A 17,958-nucleotide genomic window follows, 5' to 3' on the forward strand; every position below is an offset into this window, starting at 1 on the left:
TTACTCCTCCTTTCCGGTTTTAAAGAACTCCATTTGCATGAGCGATAATGCAAGCGTAATGATTAACACGACAGTGGCAATCGCTGAGGCGTAGCCCATCATATCCTTTGTAAAGGCGCTTTTATATAAAAACGTGCTCAAGACTTCTGACGCGTTTCCCGGCCCGCCGCCTGTCAAAATGTACGGCTCATTAAAGACCGTAAAAGCCCCGGTAAGCGTCATGACCACCGCAACAAAAGACATCTCTTTCGTCTGGGGAACAGTAATATGAAAAAACTGCTGAATTTTACCCGCGCCGTCAAGCCGGGCCGCTTCATACAGTTCATCCGGTATTTTTTGAATCGACACAATGTACAGCATCGCAATATAACCGACAGATTGCCACTGGGACACAAAAATGACAGAAAGCATAGCTGTGCTGTCATCCCCGAGCCAGGCCCTCGTCAGCTGATCAAGACCGATGGCCTGAAGCAGCTGATTCAAAAGCCCTGTCTCCGGATTGTAAATAAAATCAAACAAAAGCGCGATCACCGTCATTGAGATGACAACCGGCAAAAAGAAAACGGTACGAAAAAACGGCGACCATTTTCTGACCAGCTTATCCTCAAGCACCGCCGCCAAAATCAAACCGCCAAACACCTGGCATACAATTGAGATCACTGCGTAAAGCACGTTATTGGTCAGTGCCTGATAAAAGACAGGATCATGAAATAATTCAACATAGTTTTTTAAGCCGATAAACGTTTTTTCCGGAGAAAATGAGCTCCACTGAAACAGGCTGAGGAATACATTCTCAAAAATCGGGATATAAACGAAAAGTAAAAAAACGAGAGCGGGCACCAAAAACAAATAGGGGATTATTTTATTCTGATTGACCAAGGGTATCTCATCTCCTTTATAAAAAGAAAAGGTGCGAAGCTTCACCTTTTCTTTGATTTATTCAGCTGACGCCCTCACCTGCTTTGCTGCCTTTTGAACGGCTTTCATCACCTGCTGCGGTGTCATGTCGCCGCCAAGCATTTGCTGGACGCCTGTTAGGTACGCATCTGCGACTTCAACATCGACATCCATATCAAACCATGGAACCATTGATTTGGCATCAACGATATGCTGAACGGCTTCACGCTGAATAGCTGTTGCATTTTCTTCAGTAGCCGTACCTTGCACTGCACTGTATTTCCCGACATCTTTCACGAGCTTTTCGCCCATTTTTTTCGACGTCAAGAACTGCAAAAATTCCATCGCTTCCTTCGGATGTTTTGTTCTTGAGGAAATCATGAATCCTTCCGGCGCTCCCGTTAACGCTTCTGAAGATCCTTTCTGCCCGCTGATTTTAGGAAATGGGAACATCCCGAGATTAACCGGTTCAACCAGCTTGATTTCCGCTGTTTCCGCATATATCATCGCCGACTTTCCGCTCTTAAATTGCTGTCTCACATATTCGTGGTCGACGGAGTTTACATGTTTATTAAAGTAAGGCATCAGCTTTTGAAGCTTTTCAAGGGCTTTTACGTAGCCTTCATCAGTAAATTCACCCGTTTTGGCGTTATAGTCCTTTTCCCGTGTTTTTTCATCGACCATCCGCTGATTAAGCGTGCCGATATAGTGCGAGATTGTCCAAGTCGCCTTTGTTCCGAAGCTGATCGGTGTGTAGCCATGTTCTTTCAGCTTTTTTGACACATCGATTAATTCATCCCACGTCTCCGGGGGATCAAGATTCAGCTTTTGGAAAATGTCTTTATTATAGAAGAATGATTTAGCGTCCATTTGCCACGGCACGCCATATTGCTTGTTTTCATAAGTAAATGGTGTAATTTGCGATTGAACGAGCTGTGATGACCAATCGGTGTCATTTTTGTAGTAGGACGAGAGATCAAGTGCTTTATTGCCTCTGATAAATTTAAAAGCAAACTCATCGCTCCAAGAGAAGTAAATGTCAGGAGGGCTGGTGGTTCCCAGCATGACCTTAATTTTATCTTTATAGGAGTCATTTAAAACGGCTTCAATTTGAATGTCGATATCCGGATGTTCTTTTTCAAATTCCTTAACTACCTCTTCAAAATAACTTTTTTCCGGCTCCTTTGGCCATCTGTGGAAAAATTTCAATGTCACCTTTCCGTCCGCTGAACTGCTTTGGCTCGAACAGCCTGCGATGGTGAGCATACTGACAGCTGCAATGATCAAGAACAACAACATTTTCTTCAAAGGGTTGGCCTCCTCTGGACATTAGACTATAATGTTATATAACATTATAGTCTAATGCATAATGGTTCCTCATTTTCAGATCAATACTCAACTTTCCACATGTATCTTCTATGAGATAAAGGATGATTTCTCGCCTCTGCCAGCTCGTCTGCATAGCTTCTCAGCACACGATTGAGAACGAGCGGAGCAAGATAGCCTTTAACTGAATCGTCAATTGCAGTGAAGTCGTAAGATGCAGCATCAAGCACAGTGAGCTTTTTGCCATACTTTTTCGAGAAGGTAAGCGCCCGCTCTTCAAGAGGTCTTGTTTCATCTAAACCGAGCAGGATGATAAACGGCACGGATTCATCAATAATTTCAAACGGTCCGTGAAAATATTCTCCGGCATGAATGGCGTGGGAATGAATCCATTGCATTTCCATGAGAATGCAGATGCTGTAGGAGTAAGCGACACCGTAGTTTGCACCGCTTGCCATGGTATAAATAATGCTTTCTTTTTCATGGGCTTTTGCAAATTGCTTGGCGTTGTCAGCTTCCTGCTTAAGGGCTTTTTCATATACAGCCTGCAATTGATCTAAGCCTTCAATTGCTTGTTGGAATTTCGTATTGTTTTCTAATACTTGCAGGGTTCCAAAAACGATTTGATACAAAACGCCATAGTTTGTATTGATCGCAAGCGCCTCATCACCCCAATCGTACTGGGCAACATATTGCGCTTCCTGCGCTAAAGGAGACTCCGGTTTAAACGTCATCGCAATCGTAAGTGCGCCCTTGCCCCTTGCAAACGCAGCAGCTTTGACTGTCTCCGGGGTATTTCCCGAATGCGAACACAAAATAACAAGAGACTTTTCACCAAGCTGAACAGGGTTGCGCTGAATAAATTCGTTGGCGCTGTAGAGGTCGGAGTTTATTGATTTTGACTCTCTGTCAAACACATACTTACTCGGATACATAATGGCAGAAGACCCTCCGCATGCGACAAAGAATACATGATCAATGGTTTTCCCTTTCAAATCCTGCAAGAAAGCTTGAACCTCACGATTTACTTTTGCTGTGGCCTGACTCAAATCCTTCACTCCCCGTTTTTATTATATAACGTTATATAACATTATATATTGTTATATTAAAGTCCGCGGGTAGGATTGTCAATATTATTTTCTGAAATTTCTCAATAATTTATTCGAATGACAGACAAAGGGTCTATATGCGAAAAAATGCCCAAATCAAAAGCCAGAACTTGACTTAAGCTCTGGCTTCGCTGTTCAATCCGCAGACTGACGTCTTATTTAAAAAATACCTTGTCTATATTGTACTTTGAGTGCTGTGTATTGATGATATATGTTTCGTAAATCTCTCTTTCCATTGGATCATCAACTACACATACCTCGATTTTATAAACTTCATCTCTGTGATGTTTGATCGGTGAAACAGTGTCTTCGAAATGCTTCTTAATTCTCTGTCTTAACTTTCTGGCTTTACCGACAAACAGCAGCTCGTCATGAATGTTGTAAAACATAAAAATGCCGCCTTTATCCCTTGGGATCTGGTGAAAGTCGATGAATCCGTGAATCGGTTTTATCTTCGGCTCGTTATCATTAGCTGACTGCTGTCGTTCAGTGATGGTGACATTCGGTGCGGGTATATCAATTTTTATCAAAATCAGTTCACGTCCTCTTTTTCATTAAAGATAAATGCTAACACATACAGAAAAGAAAAGCTAGAACAGCTTTATTATATTTGTTTGTTATGCTCTTACTTATTATGCAAGTGCTCCGGCTGGATGATAAGGACTAAGGTCTAATTCTGTCTGCTTTCCGAGAACTAGCTTTGCGAGCTCTGCACCCAAGAACGGCCCCATCGTCAGTCCAGAAGCACCCAAACCGTTTGCAGCGTACAGACCTTGAACATTCGGCACGGCCCCTACGACCGGCAGAAATCCCGGTGTAAACGGCCTGAAGCCCACTCTTGTTTCAACAGCAGCCGCATCAGCAAGACCCGGTGCAACGGCTAACGCTTTGCTCAATACTTCGTGCTGGCCTCCGGCTGTCACACGAAGATCATCAAGACCGGCATCGTTTTCGTGTGTGGCGCCGGCTACAATTCTGCCGTTATCAAACGAAAGAATGTACTGATCACTCGGCGGCATTACAACCGGCCACGATCCTGTATCTGCATCTGTCATTTCAAAATGCATAATCTGCGCTTTTTGAAATGACACTTGAAAATGAATGCCAAGAGTCTTCAATATCTCATTGGCCCATGCTCCCGCCGTCACAATAACCGCGTCAGCCGCAATCTGCTTTGCATCTGTTTGCACGCCGGTGACTGTTCCGTTTTCAAAAAGCAAAGACGCATTTCCTTTGATGACCGTTGCGCCGCGTTTCTCTGCAGCGCTTAAAAGCGACCGGCACAGCGCTCTTCCGTTCACACGGGCGGCACCGCTGATATGAACCGATTCATAGCCGTCAGCTAAAATCGGAAACAGCTTTTTCGTTTCACTTGCAGACAAGCGGGTAATGTCGCCGATTTCCGGCGCATCCTCCCGTCTCTTATACGCTCTTTCCTCCATTTTATCGAGTTTAGACGCGTCAGTATGAATGCTGATGGCACCGACACGTTTGTATCCTGTATCCGTTTCACCGTCTTTTTCCAATTGATGGATTAAATCCTTATAGTACCGGGCTCCCCCCTTAGCAAGCTGGTACCAATCCTGATTACGGCGTTGCGAGAGCCATGGACAGACGATCCCCGCCGCCGCATCAGTCGCTTGTCCCGGCTCTTTCCGATCAATGACAGTAACGCGAGCGCCTGATTTTGCGAGATGATAAGCCGTCGACGCGCCCAGAATCCCTGCGCCGACGATGATGTACGATTTCATATGCAAACACCTTTTCTATTATAATGTCTATTCATTTTACCAAATAGAATGCTTTCCTTCGACCTTTTGCCCTAATGTGGAAAAACCGCGAAGTTCGTCCAATCTCTTTACTCTCCTATCGAATATCCTGTCACTATCAATAGAGAAAGGATGATACCATGAGCGAAAATCGTCATGAAAATGAAGAAAACAGACGCGATGCGGCAGTCGCAAAAGTCCAAAACAGCGGTAATGCAAAAGTCGTGGTCAGCGTGAATACAGATCAGGATCAGGCACAGGCGCAGTCACAAGACGGAGAAGACTAATGAACGAAAACATCATTCCTCTCAACAGACATACTCAAGAGATACCCACTACTGAATCTGTTATCAAAAACAGCGGCAACTCAGAGGTCCATATCGACATTCACATTGATACAATGCCAATTGCTTTTGCTATATTATGCTCTGCATTAGCCGCAAAGCAGATGACAAAAGAGGAATTCGATATGGCTTATACTCAATTGCGAGAGATGAACAGAGAAAATAACAGCAGATCATCTGTAAAGCAAATTATCAATCAAGAGACAGAAGAAGAGTAAAAAACCGCGGCCCCTCGGCCAGCGGTTTTTCTTCTGCATACAAAAAGGACGCGACTGAAAACCAGTCGCGTCCTTTTTATAAAAAAATAATCGATTGAACCTTCCATTTCGAACTTAATTATTTTTATAAAATGGTACGGAATGATTTATAAAAGGGTCACCCAAACCCTTGATTTAAAGCCATTTCTTCAGATGGTTTAAATGATGATAATCTTAACTTGGCACCGTGTTGGCATGAGCTGAAGCCGCATGATATAAGGGTTTACAGTAATAATTCACGGTTGCCGCCGTGAGTAAGTTTCATATCTTTTGAAAGTTATTATTGAAGTAATGCACCTGTTAGTTGAACTATTCCACGGCTTATTTAAACTGTACTAATCTTTTGAAATAGAAATACCGTTCTCAATAAAATGCTTTATTCATATTTAAATTTTTGAGGCTACTAGGCATACATCCAAACCAAGTTTTGACCCTGAGCGTAAACTAGTTAAAAGTCTAATTGCAATAAGGAGTGAACCTCGAATAATGGTATATCAAAGACAAATGACACCCTATGCCCTGAATCCCCGGGATTTACAAAATTGTTTGTATCGTTTCACGTATTTGTGGCTTAGAAATAATGATAATTTCTGGTATTTCTTAACGGCTATCGGAGAATCAAGAGTTTATGGATATAGGTTTTTCGGTGGAAGATGGAATAATTATTCCGTTGATTTAAGAGATATTGTTTCCTTCTATTGTTCTCCTCCGACTCCAACTCTATATTAAAACACTGAGCCTGATATTTGCATATGAAGAAAATATTTGTGAATTAAAAAAGGTCAAAGCAAAATGAATTGAATCTTGAAATATCCAGGATTCAAAAAAACAAAGATGTAATCATTTTCTAAAATTACAATAGGCACTATCTTACACATTCGAAACTATCACAAGCTTCAGGGGTTGAATATAGAGGCTTACACGCTTTCAGACACGGTTGGACACTAGAACACTAAAACAATAAGTGAAAAATATTCACACATAACTAAAAAAATCGAACAAGATGAGCTTGCAAAATTTGCTTCTTACTCATCAAGATAACAAAAAGCTTGGCATAAAAATTGGCACAATAGAAACTTGGCATGTGTCGAAAATAAGAAAAACCCTTGATAAACAAGGGTTTTTCGTTAGTTATCCAATAGAACCTTCCATTTCGAACTTAATCAAACGGTTCATTTCAACTGCGTATTCCATTGGAAGCTCTTTTGTGAATGGCTCGATAAAGCCCATTACGATCATTTCAGTTGCTTCTTCTTCAGAAATACCGCGGCTCATCAAGTAGAAGAGCTGCTCTTCAGATACTTTAGACACTTTCGCTTCGTGCTCCAATGAAATGTTATCATTTAAGATTTCATTGTAAGGAATTGTGTCTGAAGTTGATTTGTTATCCATAATGAGCGTATCGCACTCGATGTTAGAGCGGGCGCCTTCCGCTTTGCGTCCGAAGTGGACGATTCCGCGGTACGTTACTTTTCCGCCCTGTTTTGAAATCGATTTTGATACGATTGTAGATGATGTGTTTGGTGCAAGGTGAATCATTTTCGCACCTGCATCCTGATGCTGGCCTTTACCCGCAAGAGCGATAGAAAGCGTCATACCGCGCGCGCCTTCGCCTTTTAGGATACAAGCCGGATATTTCATTGTCAGCTTAGAACCGATGTTGCCGTCGATCCATTCCATTGTTGCGTTTTCTTCACAGACTGTACGCTTTGTTACAAGGTTGTAAACGTTGTTCGCCCAGTTTTGGATCGTTGTATAACGGCAGTAGCCGCCTTTTTTCACGATGATCTCAACGACCGCACTGTGAAGTGAGTTTGTTGTGTAAACAGGCGCAGTACAGCCTTCAACATAATGAACGCTTGCTTCTTCGTCAACAATGATCAGTGTACGTTCGAACTGACCCATGTTCTCAGAGTTGATACGGAAGTAAGCTTGTAGCGGTGTTTCAACCTTCACGCCTTTAGGCACGTAGATGAAAGAACCGCCGGACCAAACAGCTGAGTTAAGCGCCGCAAACTTGTTATCAGTCGGCGGGATTACTTTTGCCCAGTGCTCACGGAAAATATCTTCATTCTCTTTCAGCGCGCTGTCAGTGTCTTTAAAGACGATGCCTTGTGCTTCAAGATCTTCTTTCATGTTGTGGTATACAACCTCAGATTCGTACTGAGCAGAAACACCCGCAAGGTATTTTTGTTCAGCTTCAGGAATACCGAGCTTGTCGAATGTTTGTTTAATTTCTTCAGGAACTTCATCCCAAGAACGCTCTGAACGCTCAGACGGTTTTACGTAGTACGTAATTTCGTCAAAGTTCAGTGAGTTTAAATCTCCGCCCCATTGAGGCATCGGCATGTTGTAGAAATGCTCAAGTGATTTCAAGCGGAAGTCAAGCATCCATTGAGGCTCTTCCTTCATGCGAGAAATTTCTTCTACGATTTCTTTTGTCAATCCGCGCTCTGAACGGAAAATGGAAACGTCCTTGTCGTGAAAACCATACTTGTATTCACCAATATCAGGCATTTTTTTAGCCATCCATTTTCACTCCAATCCTTTTAATTGCCGCCTTCTTCTTTCGCGACTCCTTTTTCTAGTGCTTTCCATGACAGGGTTGCACATTTGATACGGGCCGGGAATTTTGAAACGCCTTGAAGGGCTTCAATATCCCCGAGATCTATAGAATCGTCATACTCTTTCCCTTGCATCATATCCGAGAAAATCTTAGACATGGAAAGGGCAGTTTCAATATCTTTCCCTTTAATCGCCTGAGTCATCATCGAAGCGGATGCCATTGAAATGGAACAGCCTTCCCCTTCAAACTTCGCATCTTCCACGATGTCTCCGTCAAGCTTCATTGTCAGTCTGATGCGGTCGCCGCATGTCGGATTGTTCATATCCACGACAATGCTGTCATTCAAAACCCCTTTATTTCGCGGGTTTTTGTAATGATCCATAATCACCTGTCTGTACAATGTATCTAAGTTTGCATTAAAAGACATTTGTAAAATACTCCTTTGTCTTTTGAAGAGCTTCCACAAGCTTATCAATCTCTTCCTCTGTATTATACAGATAAAAGCTTGCTCTTGCAGTAGCAGTTACATCCAGCCATTTCATCAGCGGCTGCGCACAATGGTGGCCGGCTCTGACTGCGATTCCCTCCGCATCAAGCACAGTAGCCACATCGTGCGGATGAACATCATCAAGGTTAAATGTGACAAGCCCCGCACGCTCTTCCGGCCCGTATACCGTTACGCCGTCAAGCTGGCGGAAGCGTTCAAGCGCATAAGCTGCAAGCTTGTGCTCATGGCGGGAAATCTCATCAAGACCGATTTCTTCGAGAAAATCAATGGCGGCACCGAGGCCGATTGCTCCTGCAATAATCGGCGTACCCGCTTCGAATTTCCACGGAAGCTCTTTCCAAGTTGATTCATAAAGCCCGACAAAGTCGATCATTTCACCGCCGAATTCGGCAGGCTCCATGTTTTCCAGCAGGGCTTTCTTTCCGTACAGCACACCAACACCGGTAGGTCCGCACATTTTATGGGAAGAAAGCGCAAAAAAGTCGCAATCGAGATCCTGCACGTCAATTTTCATGTGTGGCGTGCTTTGTGCACCGTCCACCACAATGACAGCCCCATTGTCATGAGCGATTTTCGCCATTTCTTTAATCGGGTTGACCGTGCCGAGAACATTAGATACATGAGACACCGCAACAATTTTTGTGTTGCCTGTGACCGTTTCTCTGACGTCTTCTAAAGAAATCGTTCCGTCTTCCTGCAGCGGAATATATTTTAATGTGGCGCCAGTTGCTTTTACAGCCTGCTGCCACGGAATGATATTCGCATGATGCTCCATGTAGGTGATGACCACTTCATCACCAGGTTTCAGGTTGGCGCGCGCATAGCTTAACGCCACCATATTCAGTGATGTGGTCGTGCCTTTTGTGAAAATAATCTCAGCCATTGACTTCGCGTTAATAAACTTGCGGACTTTTTCACGCGCTCCTTCATAACCATCTGTCGCTCTGGTTCCAAGTGTATGGACGCCCCGGTGAACATTGGAATTGTATTGGTTATAATACTTATCCAGTGTTTCAATGACAGCACGCGGCTTCTGGGAAGTCGCCGCGCTGTCGAGATAAACGAGATCATGTCCGTTCACTTGCTGATGAAGGATCGGGAACTGTTCACGAATATCTGTGATATTCATTACTTCACTTTCCTTTCGATAACAGAAACTAATTGTTTCTTAACGCCTTCAATCGGAAGTTCATTTACTACCGGTGCAAGGAATCCGTAAATGACTAAGCGTTCTGCTTCTTCTTTCGGAATTCCGCGGCTCATCAGGTAGTAAAGCTGAATAGGGTCCACACGGCCGACAGATGCCGCATGTCCTGCAGTTACATCGTCTTCGTCAATTAAAAGAATAGGGTTTGCGTCTCCGCGTGCTTTTTCGCTGAGCATCAGCACGCGTGATTCTTGCTCCGCATTCGCTTTAGAAGCGCCATGTTCGATTTTGCCGATTCCGTTAAAGATAGAAGAAGCGGAATCCTTCATCACACCGTGCTTCAAGATATAGCCTTCAGAAGCTTTACCGAAATGGATGATTTGTGTTGTGAAGTTTTCTGTTTGCTCTCCTCTTCCGACAACAACCGTTTTCGTATCGCCGTATGTGCCGTCACCGTAAAGGTTTGTTGTGTTTTCGGAAATCGTGTCGCCATCGTTCATCAGGCCGAGAGCCCACTCGATTTTGCTGTCGCGTCCGCGCGCAGCACCACGGCGGTTCACATAAGTTGTCACACCGCTTGACAGATTATCCACCGCACCGTATGTCACGCTGGCATTATCACCTGTGATGACCTCACTGATAATATTGAAGACAGCGTCTTTCGGGTTTACAGTGCTGATGTAGTTTTCTACATATGTTACAGAGCTGTGGTCTTCAGCCACAATCAGCACGTGGTTGAATAGAGCTGTATCATTGCTTTCGTGGACATAAACAGCCTGAACCGGCGTCTCCACCTGAACATTTTTCGGAACATAAAGGAATGCTCCTCCGTTAACAAGAGCCGCGTGAAGTGCAGTTAACTTATGTTCGTCAACCTTCACGCCGTCCTTCATAAAGTATTTCTCCACCAAGTCGCTGTGCTCGCGTGCAGCAGTCAGAATATCAGTGAAGATGACGCCTTTGTCTTTCAATTCTTGAGAAAGAGAAAGATGTGCCGGCGTCTGGTCACGCTGTACGTATAATGTTTTATCTTCGTTTTCAATGTCGATCAGCGCTTTTACTTCATCAGTCAAATCTTCTAATGAAGAAAGCGGTTCGTTATCCACTGTATGCTTCGCGAAATTCGTGAAGTTCCAGTTTGTGATTTTTGTTTTGTCAGGTTTCGGCATCGGCAGATCCTCAGCTTGTTCAAGAGCCTGTAAGCGCAGGTTCTTCAGCCAGGCAGGTTCTTGATGCTTTTCGGAAAAGCTTTTGAGATACTCCTGATCTACGGATAGTTTTGTACCTAGTGTCATATTAATCCCCCTAACGCTTACGCTTCTTGGCCAACAGTTTCGTCTTCAATGCCAAGTTCTTGTTTGATCCAGTCATAACCTTCTGCTTCAAGACGCTGTGCAAGCTCTGCACCGCCGGATTTTACAACGCGGCCTTGCATCATAACGTGAACAACATCCGGAGTGATGTAGTTTAACAGGCGCTGATAGTGAGTGATCATCAGGCAGCCAAAGTTTTCGCTGCGCATTTTGTTGATCCCTTTTGATACAACTTTCAAAGCGTCAATATCAAGACCTGAGTCAATTTCATCAAGGATGGCGATTTTCGGTTCAATCATCATTAATTGAAGGATTTCGTTGCGTTTTTTCTCCCCGCCTGAGAAGCCTTCGTTAAGATAGCGCTGAGCCATTTCAGGGTCCATTTCAAGGAACTCCATGTTTTCGTCCATTTTGCGGATGAATTTCATGAGAGAAATTTCATCGCCTTCTTCTCTGCGCGCGTTGATTGCTGAGCGAAGGAAGTCGGCATTTGTCACACCGCTGATTTCACTTGGGTACTGCATCGCAAGGAATAAGCCTGCCTGCGCACGCTCGTCCACTTCCATCTCCAGTACATCTTTGCCGTCAAGCGTGATGCTGCCTTTTGTTACTTCATATTTAGGATGCCCCATAATAGCAGCTGATAAAGTGGATTTACCAGTTCCGTTCGGGCCCATTACTGCGTGGAATTCTCCACCTTTTATTTCAAGGTTTACACCCTTTAAGATCTCTTTCCCTTCGATTTCAACGTGAAGATCTTTGATCGTTAATGTTGAAGCAGCCATATCTATACCTCCAAAAATATATAATCATTATTCTCATTTTATTCTCATTCTAATTTTATAACAAATGAAAAGTAAATACAACTTTTTATCGTGCCTTGCACATTCCTCAAGTTTAACAAAGATCAGCACTTTATTAAAGCGATTGAAAAAGAAAAAGAGTGGATTCCCACCCTTTTTTAAAAGATTGATTTTCTCAATAAGCTCCCGCAGAAATCCGCTTGCTTTTTTCATAATCAAGCTCTCTCTGCCGCTCTACTTTCATTCTTGTTTCCAGCCGGCGTCCATATTCCTCGTATCCAATTCCGTGTGACAGCTGCATCGCTTTTTCCATTTCTGACGTATAATCGAGGTTCAGTCTGTCCTGGCTGCTGCAAATAATGAATCAATCCCTTCATATATTTGCTTTTTATTGTACCAGTGCTGCGTTGGATGCCGCAAAAACGATTTGGCGTGAAATAGCGGCAGATGAGACGAAAGCATCCTTTCAGAACAAATGAGAATGGTTTTTCGGAATATTCCTTCTCTTAATGCGTGGTGTTTCCGAATTCCTCAATGCACTGTTGAACGACTGTCACGCCTTGGCTGAAAGCTGCGCCGCCTCCAAATGCCGCTGCCACACTGACGGCTTCGAGAATGTTTTCTTCTGTCGCTCCCTGATCGAGACAGCCTTTTGTATGATAGATCATGCAATATTCGTCCTGAGCATTGATGGCAATTCCGAGGGCGATCAGCTGTTTTTCTCTTTCAGTCAGAGAATTCCCGGCAAAGCACTGTTCAGTAAATTCGTTAAATTTTCTTCCCATCAGCGGCATCTTTTGTTCAAATGTACCTAAACCATGTTTATATTGTTTTAACGCGTCCTGCATGCTTCCTCTGTCTTGATTCAAAGAAAATCCCTCCATCTGTTTAACATTCCTTTTTATTATGAACAGCTTTTAGGAAAATACGCGAAAAAAACCCCGGAATTCTCATCCGAGGTTTCACCGTGTCAGCAAACCCTCGCATTCGTTGTCAGACCTGCGCGTTGGTGCTCACGAATTGCAACATTCGCTCCGCTCCAATGCTCGGCCTTCCTAGACTTCAAGGGTTTTCAATCACGCTGAAAAGATGACAAAGCCCTAAAACGAATATCGTTTTAGGGCCTTGTCAATAATTGAACCCCGGAATTCTCATCCGGGGTTTCAGTCTTATTCAGATACAGGAAGCACAGCTCCGTCGTATTTTTTCTCGATGAAGTCTTTGATCTTTTTAGAGTGAAGAACTTCCATCAGCGCTTTGATTTTTGCAGAATCTTCTTCGCCTTTTCTTACTGCGATGATGTTAGCGTATGGGTTGTTTTTCGTTGATTCTACTTCAATTGCATCTTTTTTAGGATTTAATTTATTTTGGATCGCATAGTTTACATTGATGAAGGCCGCGTCTCCTTCTTTGTTTTCATATGCTTTTGCCGTTAATTCAGGCGCCACTTTTTTGAATTCAAGGTTTTTCGGGTTTTTCTTAATGTCTTTCAATGTTGCGTCAATTGTTTCTACCTTAGAATCAAGAGTGATTAATCCAGCGTTTTCAAGCATTGCAAGCATACGTCCTTGTTCAGCAACGTTGTTTGTCAGAATGATTGTCGCACCGTCTGGAAGGTCTTTCAGTGATTTGTATGTTTTAGAGTAAATACCGAATGGCTCTAAGTGAACAGCGCCGGCATTCACAAGTTTGTAATCTGTGTTTTCTTTCATTTCTTGCTCAAGGTAAGGAATGTGCTGGAAGTAGTTCGCGTCCACTTCTTTATCAGCTAAAGCTTTATTGTACATTTTGTAATCACTAAGCACTTTCACTTTCAGCGTATAGCCTTTTTCTTTCAGCAATGGTTCAGCTTCTTTTAAAATTTCCGCATGCGGTGTTTTTGTTGCCGCAACGACAATTTCTTTCTTGCCAGATTCAGCGCCGTTATTCGAACCGCAGGCAGCCATAACTCCTGCAAATACAAGCAGTAATGCACCCAAAAATAGCTTTTTCAATGTAAATCCTCCCTTATCGTTTGTCTATAATATTTGTTATTAGATCACCGATGATTTGAATAATAAACACGATGATTAAAATAAACACAGTAGCAACGAAGGTAACATCAGCGTTATTAGACTGATATCCTTCTACGTACGCAAGGTTTCCAAGGCCTCCTGAACCAATGGCTCCGGCAATTGCCGTTGAGCCGATCAAAGCGATGGCAGTAACCGTAATGCCAGAAATAAGAGCAGGCATTGATTCCGGAATCAGCACTTTGAAAATAATCGTAGACGTTTTCGCGCCCATTGATTTAGCGGCTTCAATCACACCTTTATCCACCTCACGCAGCGCGATTTCAACAAGGCGCGCGTAAAATGGTGCCGAGCCGATTACCAGCGCCGGCAATGCGGCGTTTGGCCCTAAGATCGTGCCGACTAAAAATTTCGTAAAACCTAATAGTAAAATAATTAAAATAAGGAACGGAATCGATCTGAATATGTTAACAACGGCCGCAATCACAGAGTTGACCGCTTTATTCTGCCAGAGGCTTCCTTTGCTCGTCAGAAAGAGCAGCAAGCCGAGGATGACCCCGATGACAAAAGCAAACAGTAAAGAAATCAGCGTCATATAAAGTGTTTCATATGTCGCGTTCCATAATTCAGTTAAATCAACGTTCGGGAAGTATTTTTCAAACATTCGTGATCACCTCTGCTTTCACCTGTTTGTCATTAATGAATCGGATCACGTTTTGCACTTCTTCCTCGTCCCCGTCAATGTGGATGAACAGTGAACCGTAAGCCCCATCCTTCGTCTGCGAAATTTTCCCTTGCAGAATATTGACGCTGACATTGAAGTTTCTGATCATCTCTGTAATCAGAGGCTGTTCAGCTGACTCACCGACAAATGTGAGCTGAACCATTTTTCCTGATGCTGTATCATCAAGAAGGTGCTGAAGCGTCTCTTTCGTTTCTTCCGGCTCTGTCACCTGCTGAACAAATCGTTTTGTCATTTGTTCCTTTGGATTTTTAAAGACATCGAGAACCTCGCCTTCTTCGACCACCTTGCCGTTTTCCATGACGGCGACTCTGTTGCAGATTTTGCGGATGACATGCATTTCGTGCGTAATCAGCACAATCGTCAAACCGAGTCTTTCATTAATATCGGACAATAGATCCAGAATTGAATCTGTCGTTTGCGGATCTAATGCTGATGTCGCTTCGTCACAAAGGAGAACCTTCGGATTGTTTGCAAGCGCTCTGGCAATTCCGACACGCTGCTTCTGACCGCCGCTCAGCTGAGACGGATAAGATTTTTCTTTTCCTTCTAAACCTACCAGTTTAATCAGTTCATTGGCGCGCTTGATCCGCTCGCTCTTTTTCACTCCGGCAATTTCCAAAGGAAACATGATATTATCTCTGACAGTCCGCGACCAAAGCAAATTGAAATGCTGGAAAATCATACTGATCTCATGGCGTGCTTTTCTTAAACCGCGTCCATTTACTTCATTAATCTTGGTTCCCGCCACTTCCACGGTTCCTGAGGTTGGTTTCTCAAGGCCGTTCAGCAGACGGATTAAGGAACTCTTACCAGCTCCGCTATATCCTATAATTCCAAAAATCTCACCTTTTTTAATGGAAAGCGAGACGTTTTGGACAGCATTGACATCTCCATGTTTCGACTTGTAAACTTTTGAAACATCCTGAAGATTGATCAAAGCAATCACCTGCCTTAACACTATTCTAAGAAATCTTCCGGTTTTTTCTGCAAAAGAAAAGCCTTTCTGCACACTTGAGCAGAAAGGCTTATATAAAATGCCTTTCTCTCATCTTTCAAAGCTGAACGCTTCGTGTGAATTGGCACCATTTCAACAGCGTTGATGGTTGCCGGGCTTCATAGGGCACTTCCCTCCACCTCTCTTGATAAGAGAAATATATAGTCTTTTTCGTCCGGAAATTCTTAATGTAGAATAGCACGGCGAATGATTAAATGTCAATAAAATAAATGATGTCAACTTTTACTATTATAACAATTTATTATTTTTTAATTTTTTAAAATCCTCTGAAAAAATCCATTTGTCAGCCAGAGAATGGCTTCCAGTTTTAACAGGGCCCTGAATGACCCCTTTACTTTGAGGCTTCCGCTCTGAATCAGGTGCTGAAGGGAAATGTCTCCGTGCAATAAATCAATAATTTCCGTTTGGTTTCCGTAAAAGGTCAGGTTGGACGTTTGGGGCGGAGAAACTTTTTTCATTTCTCCCTGTTCGTTTATTGAGACGGTTAAGGCTTCTGCTTCTCCTTGGAAGGTAATGAGCAATGTTGAGGCATTCAAAAGGGGTTTTAAAAACAGATGCTGATACTCATCTTCTAAAACTTCCGCTTTCTCCATATGTACAACCTCCTATTTGTTGGTCATACATACACATTTCTCTCTTTGTCGCAAGAACCCCTTTATAAAACGAACGACAATTTCATTGGATATGCTGAGAAATATGTCATAAATGGGATGCGGAAGATGATTTTTGTTTGATCAGCTCATATAAATAAGAAACGGAATGAAATGCATATCCTCTTTCGACCACCTTTCCGCCTTTAAACAGCAGAAAACAAGGGACGCTTTCAATTTGATACGCTTTTGCGAATGTCGGAGAGTAATTGACATTGTTTTGATAGAAGGCGACATCCGGCAGCATTTCTTTCACCACTGTCAGCATTTTGCTTGCAAGCTGGCAGGTGCCGCAAAACGGAGTATATAAATATAGAAGGTACACATCATCTTCAATGTGATCAAGTTCGTGTTCTTGGAGTTCTTTCATGCTATACACCTCGGGACTTTCTTTCAAGAAAAATAGTATGGACATTCAGATTCGCACGCAGCAATACAGAAGCGATATGGTGCCTGGGCGCAGCCGCTACTTCCTTATAGGCTCTGTCGATATGGAGATGGCAGGCTTCATTAAATTCACGCTTCAGCTGTTTTCTCAATTTCTCACCTGATTCATCAGCATCAACTAATATATAGACGTCTTTATCATAAAGCTCGTCAGCCAATTCCTCGAGCCTCAGCTGGCTGATTGTTCCGTTTGTGCAGATAATGCGCACCGGTTCATTCAGGACGCTTTCGATTTTCTCTTTATCTGATTTCCCCTCGACAATCATAACCTTTTCCAGCTCATCCATCTTCATCTTGTTCACCTGCCGCGTCAAATTTGAAACGTTCAGATTGTAAAAGAAGGCAGTGAAATTCACCGCCAACATTAACACCAGCCGTTTTCGTAGTCACAATCTACATATTTTGCGTCGTCTCCAGAGACCACATCGGCTGTCTTATAAAATTTCTCATTTTCAAAGGAATAACCGGACTTAAGCTCATATTCATTCATGCTTGTCATTTGGCCGATCATCTCATTATCATGATATAACGAGAGCCGGCCATTTTGAAAGCGGCCTGTCACGTCATTGGTGACATCGAGCTTTTGTTTGTCGAAAGCCATATTGGACACCTCCCATAACGTTAGCGTGTCCAATTGCTTTTACGGCTATCCTGTTTTAGTCTTCTTGTGTCATCTCTTCGTATTGCTCTGCTGTCATCAGTTTTTCAATTTCAGAAGCGTCAGATGGCTCAACGACGATCATCCATGCTTTTTCGTACGGAGATTCGTTGACGAATTCCGGACTGTCATCAAGATCTTCGTTTACTTCCACAACCGTTCCGTTAATCGGTGCATAAAGCTCAGATACCGTTTTAACGGATTCAACACTGCCGAATGGCTCGTCCGCTTTGATTTCAGCGCCCACTTCAGGAAGTTCGACAAACACGATGTCGCCTAGTTCGGACTGGGCAAAATGCGTAATTCCGATTCTGGCTTTTTCTCCTTCAACTTTTACCCACTCGTGTTCTCCTGAGTAACGCAAATCTTTTGGTATGCTCAATTGAATCCCT

At 43.2% G+C, this 17,958-nt stretch carries 22 protein-coding genes and 1 riboswitch; of the genes, 2 read left to right on the plus strand and 20 right to left on the minus strand.

Annotated features, from left to right (window positions below; translation table 11 throughout):
• The 5 genes from NSU05_RS16445 to NSU05_RS16465 all read right to left on the minus strand — a co-directional run bounded on the left by NSU05_RS16445 (window position 1) and on the right by NSU05_RS16465 (window position 5,083).
• Window positions 1–879, minus strand: a complete 879-nt coding sequence (locus NSU05_RS16445; protein WP_038429583.1) for a sugar ABC transporter permease — start codon at window positions 877–879, stop codon at window positions 1–3.
• 57 nt (window positions 880–936) lie between these two features.
• Window positions 937–2,205, minus strand: a complete 1,269-nt coding sequence (locus NSU05_RS16450; protein WP_038429584.1) for an ABC transporter substrate-binding protein — start codon at window positions 2,203–2,205, stop codon at window positions 937–939.
• A gap of 80 nt (window positions 2,206–2,285) precedes the next feature.
• A complete protein-coding gene (gene frlB / locus NSU05_RS16455) occupies window positions 2,286–3,272 on the minus strand; it encodes a fructosamine deglycase FrlB (protein WP_015251278.1) in 987 nt (328 codons plus the stop codon).
• A 215-nt stretch (window positions 3,273–3,487) separates the two neighbouring features.
• Window positions 3,488–3,862: a nucleotide excision repair endonuclease gene (locus tag NSU05_RS16460; protein ID WP_003228617.1), complete on the minus strand. Its 375-nt coding sequence runs from the start codon at window positions 3,860–3,862 to the stop codon at window positions 3,488–3,490.
• 102 nt (window positions 3,863–3,964) lie between these two features.
• On the minus strand, window positions 3,965–5,083 hold the full coding sequence (locus NSU05_RS16465; protein ID WP_038429585.1) for an FAD-binding oxidoreductase: 1,119 nt from the start codon (window positions 5,081–5,083) through the stop codon (window positions 3,965–3,967).
• Window positions 5,084–5,241: 158 nt separating this feature from the next.
• On the opposite strand from NSU05_RS16465, the gene sspG reads away from it, so the two are divergent.
• Window positions 5,242–5,388, plus strand: coding sequence for an acid-soluble spore protein SspG (gene sspG, locus NSU05_RS16470; RefSeq protein WP_003228613.1), 147 nt, complete (start codon window positions 5,242–5,244; stop codon window positions 5,386–5,388).
• On the plus strand, window positions 5,388–5,663 hold the full coding sequence (locus NSU05_RS16475; protein WP_003243521.1) for a hypothetical protein: 276 nt from the start codon (window positions 5,388–5,390) through the stop codon (window positions 5,661–5,663). Before sspG ends, NSU05_RS16475 begins: the two co-directional genes overlap by 1 nt.
• A 1,170-nt stretch (window positions 5,664–6,833) precedes the next feature.
• On the opposite strand, the gene sufB is transcribed toward NSU05_RS16475, so the two are convergent.
• The 15 genes from sufB to gcvH form a co-directional block, all read right to left on the minus strand.
• Entirely contained in the window at window positions 6,834–8,231 is a 1,398-nt protein-coding gene (gene sufB, locus NSU05_RS16480) for a Fe-S cluster assembly protein SufB (protein ID WP_003228608.1), read from the minus strand.
• A gap of 20 nt (window positions 8,232–8,251) precedes the next feature.
• Complete coding sequence (gene sufU / locus NSU05_RS16485) at window positions 8,252–8,695, minus strand: Fe-S cluster assembly sulfur transfer protein SufU (RefSeq protein WP_003222809.1); 444 nt, start codon at window positions 8,693–8,695, stop codon at window positions 8,252–8,254.
• Window positions 8,685–9,905, minus strand: a complete 1,221-nt coding sequence (gene sufS / locus NSU05_RS16490) for a cysteine desulfurase SufS (RefSeq protein WP_038429586.1) — start codon at window positions 9,903–9,905, stop codon at window positions 8,685–8,687. Before sufS ends, sufU begins: the two co-directional genes overlap by 11 nt.
• Complete coding sequence (gene sufD / locus NSU05_RS16495) at window positions 9,905–11,218, minus strand: Fe-S cluster assembly protein SufD (protein WP_003228602.1); 1,314 nt, start codon at window positions 11,216–11,218, stop codon at window positions 9,905–9,907. The genes sufS and sufD overlap by 1 nt, the downstream gene beginning before the upstream one ends.
• A gap of 17 nt (window positions 11,219–11,235) precedes the next feature.
• Window positions 11,236–12,021: a Fe-S cluster assembly ATPase SufC gene (sufC, locus tag NSU05_RS16500; RefSeq protein WP_003151872.1), complete on the minus strand. Its 786-nt coding sequence runs from the start codon at window positions 12,019–12,021 to the stop codon at window positions 11,236–11,238.
• Window positions 12,022–12,214: 193 nt separating this feature from the next.
• Complete coding sequence (locus NSU05_RS16505) at window positions 12,215–12,352, minus strand: hypothetical protein (protein WP_003228600.1); 138 nt, start codon at window positions 12,350–12,352, stop codon at window positions 12,215–12,217.
• 193 nt (window positions 12,353–12,545) lie between these two features.
• Entirely contained in the window at window positions 12,546–12,923 is a 378-nt protein-coding gene (locus tag NSU05_RS16510) for a carboxymuconolactone decarboxylase family protein (RefSeq protein ID WP_014477920.1), read from the minus strand.
• A 285-nt stretch (window positions 12,924–13,208) separates the two neighbouring features.
• Window positions 13,209–14,033 carry a methionine ABC transporter substrate-binding lipoprotein MetQ gene (gene metQ, locus NSU05_RS16515; RefSeq protein WP_021480560.1) on the minus strand — a complete coding sequence of 275 codons (825 nt, stop codon included), beginning with the start codon at window positions 14,031–14,033 and terminating at the stop codon, window positions 13,209–13,211.
• Between the two features lie 13 nt (window positions 14,034–14,046).
• Window positions 14,047–14,715, minus strand: a complete 669-nt coding sequence (gene metP / locus NSU05_RS16520; RefSeq protein WP_003228593.1) for a methionine ABC transporter permease MetP — start codon at window positions 14,713–14,715, stop codon at window positions 14,047–14,049.
• The gene (gene metN, locus NSU05_RS16525; protein ID WP_003242531.1) at window positions 14,708–15,733 is read right to left on the minus strand and encodes a methionine ABC transporter ATP-binding protein MetN; all 1,026 of its coding nucleotides are present in this window, start codon (window positions 15,731–15,733) and stop codon (window positions 14,708–14,710) included. Before metN ends, metP begins: the two co-directional genes overlap by 8 nt.
• 105 nt (window positions 15,734–15,838) lie before the next feature.
• Window positions 15,839–15,945: riboswitch (SAM riboswitch) on the minus strand.
• Window positions 15,946–16,059: 114 nt separating this feature from the next.
• Entirely contained in the window at window positions 16,060–16,404 is a 345-nt protein-coding gene (locus NSU05_RS16530; protein WP_003228587.1) for an SCP2 sterol-binding domain-containing protein, read from the minus strand.
• 106 nt (window positions 16,405–16,510) lie between these two features.
• Window positions 16,511–16,831 carry a thioredoxin family protein gene (locus NSU05_RS16535; protein ID WP_014480792.1) on the minus strand — a complete coding sequence of 107 codons (321 nt, stop codon included), beginning with the start codon at window positions 16,829–16,831 and terminating at the stop codon, window positions 16,511–16,513.
• 1 nt (window position 16,832) lies between these two features.
• Window positions 16,833–17,195 (minus strand): toprim domain-containing protein, encoded by a 363-nt coding sequence (locus tag NSU05_RS16540; RefSeq protein WP_024571871.1) that lies wholly within the window; start codon window positions 17,193–17,195, stop codon window positions 16,833–16,835.
• A 77-nt stretch (window positions 17,196–17,272) separates the two neighbouring features.
• Window positions 17,273–17,509 (minus strand): YusG family protein, encoded by a 237-nt coding sequence (locus NSU05_RS16545; protein WP_003228581.1) that lies wholly within the window; start codon window positions 17,507–17,509, stop codon window positions 17,273–17,275.
• Between the two features lie 55 nt (window positions 17,510–17,564).
• Window positions 17,565–17,948, minus strand: a complete 384-nt coding sequence (gene gcvH / locus NSU05_RS16550; RefSeq protein WP_003222781.1) for a glycine cleavage system protein GcvH — start codon at window positions 17,946–17,948, stop codon at window positions 17,565–17,567.
• Window positions 17,949–17,958 lie beyond the last annotated feature (10 nt).

This window comes from Bacillus sp. EU52 (genome assembly GCF_037964975.1).
GTDB lineage: Bacteria > Bacillota > Bacilli > Bacillales > Bacillaceae > Bacillus > Bacillus subtilis.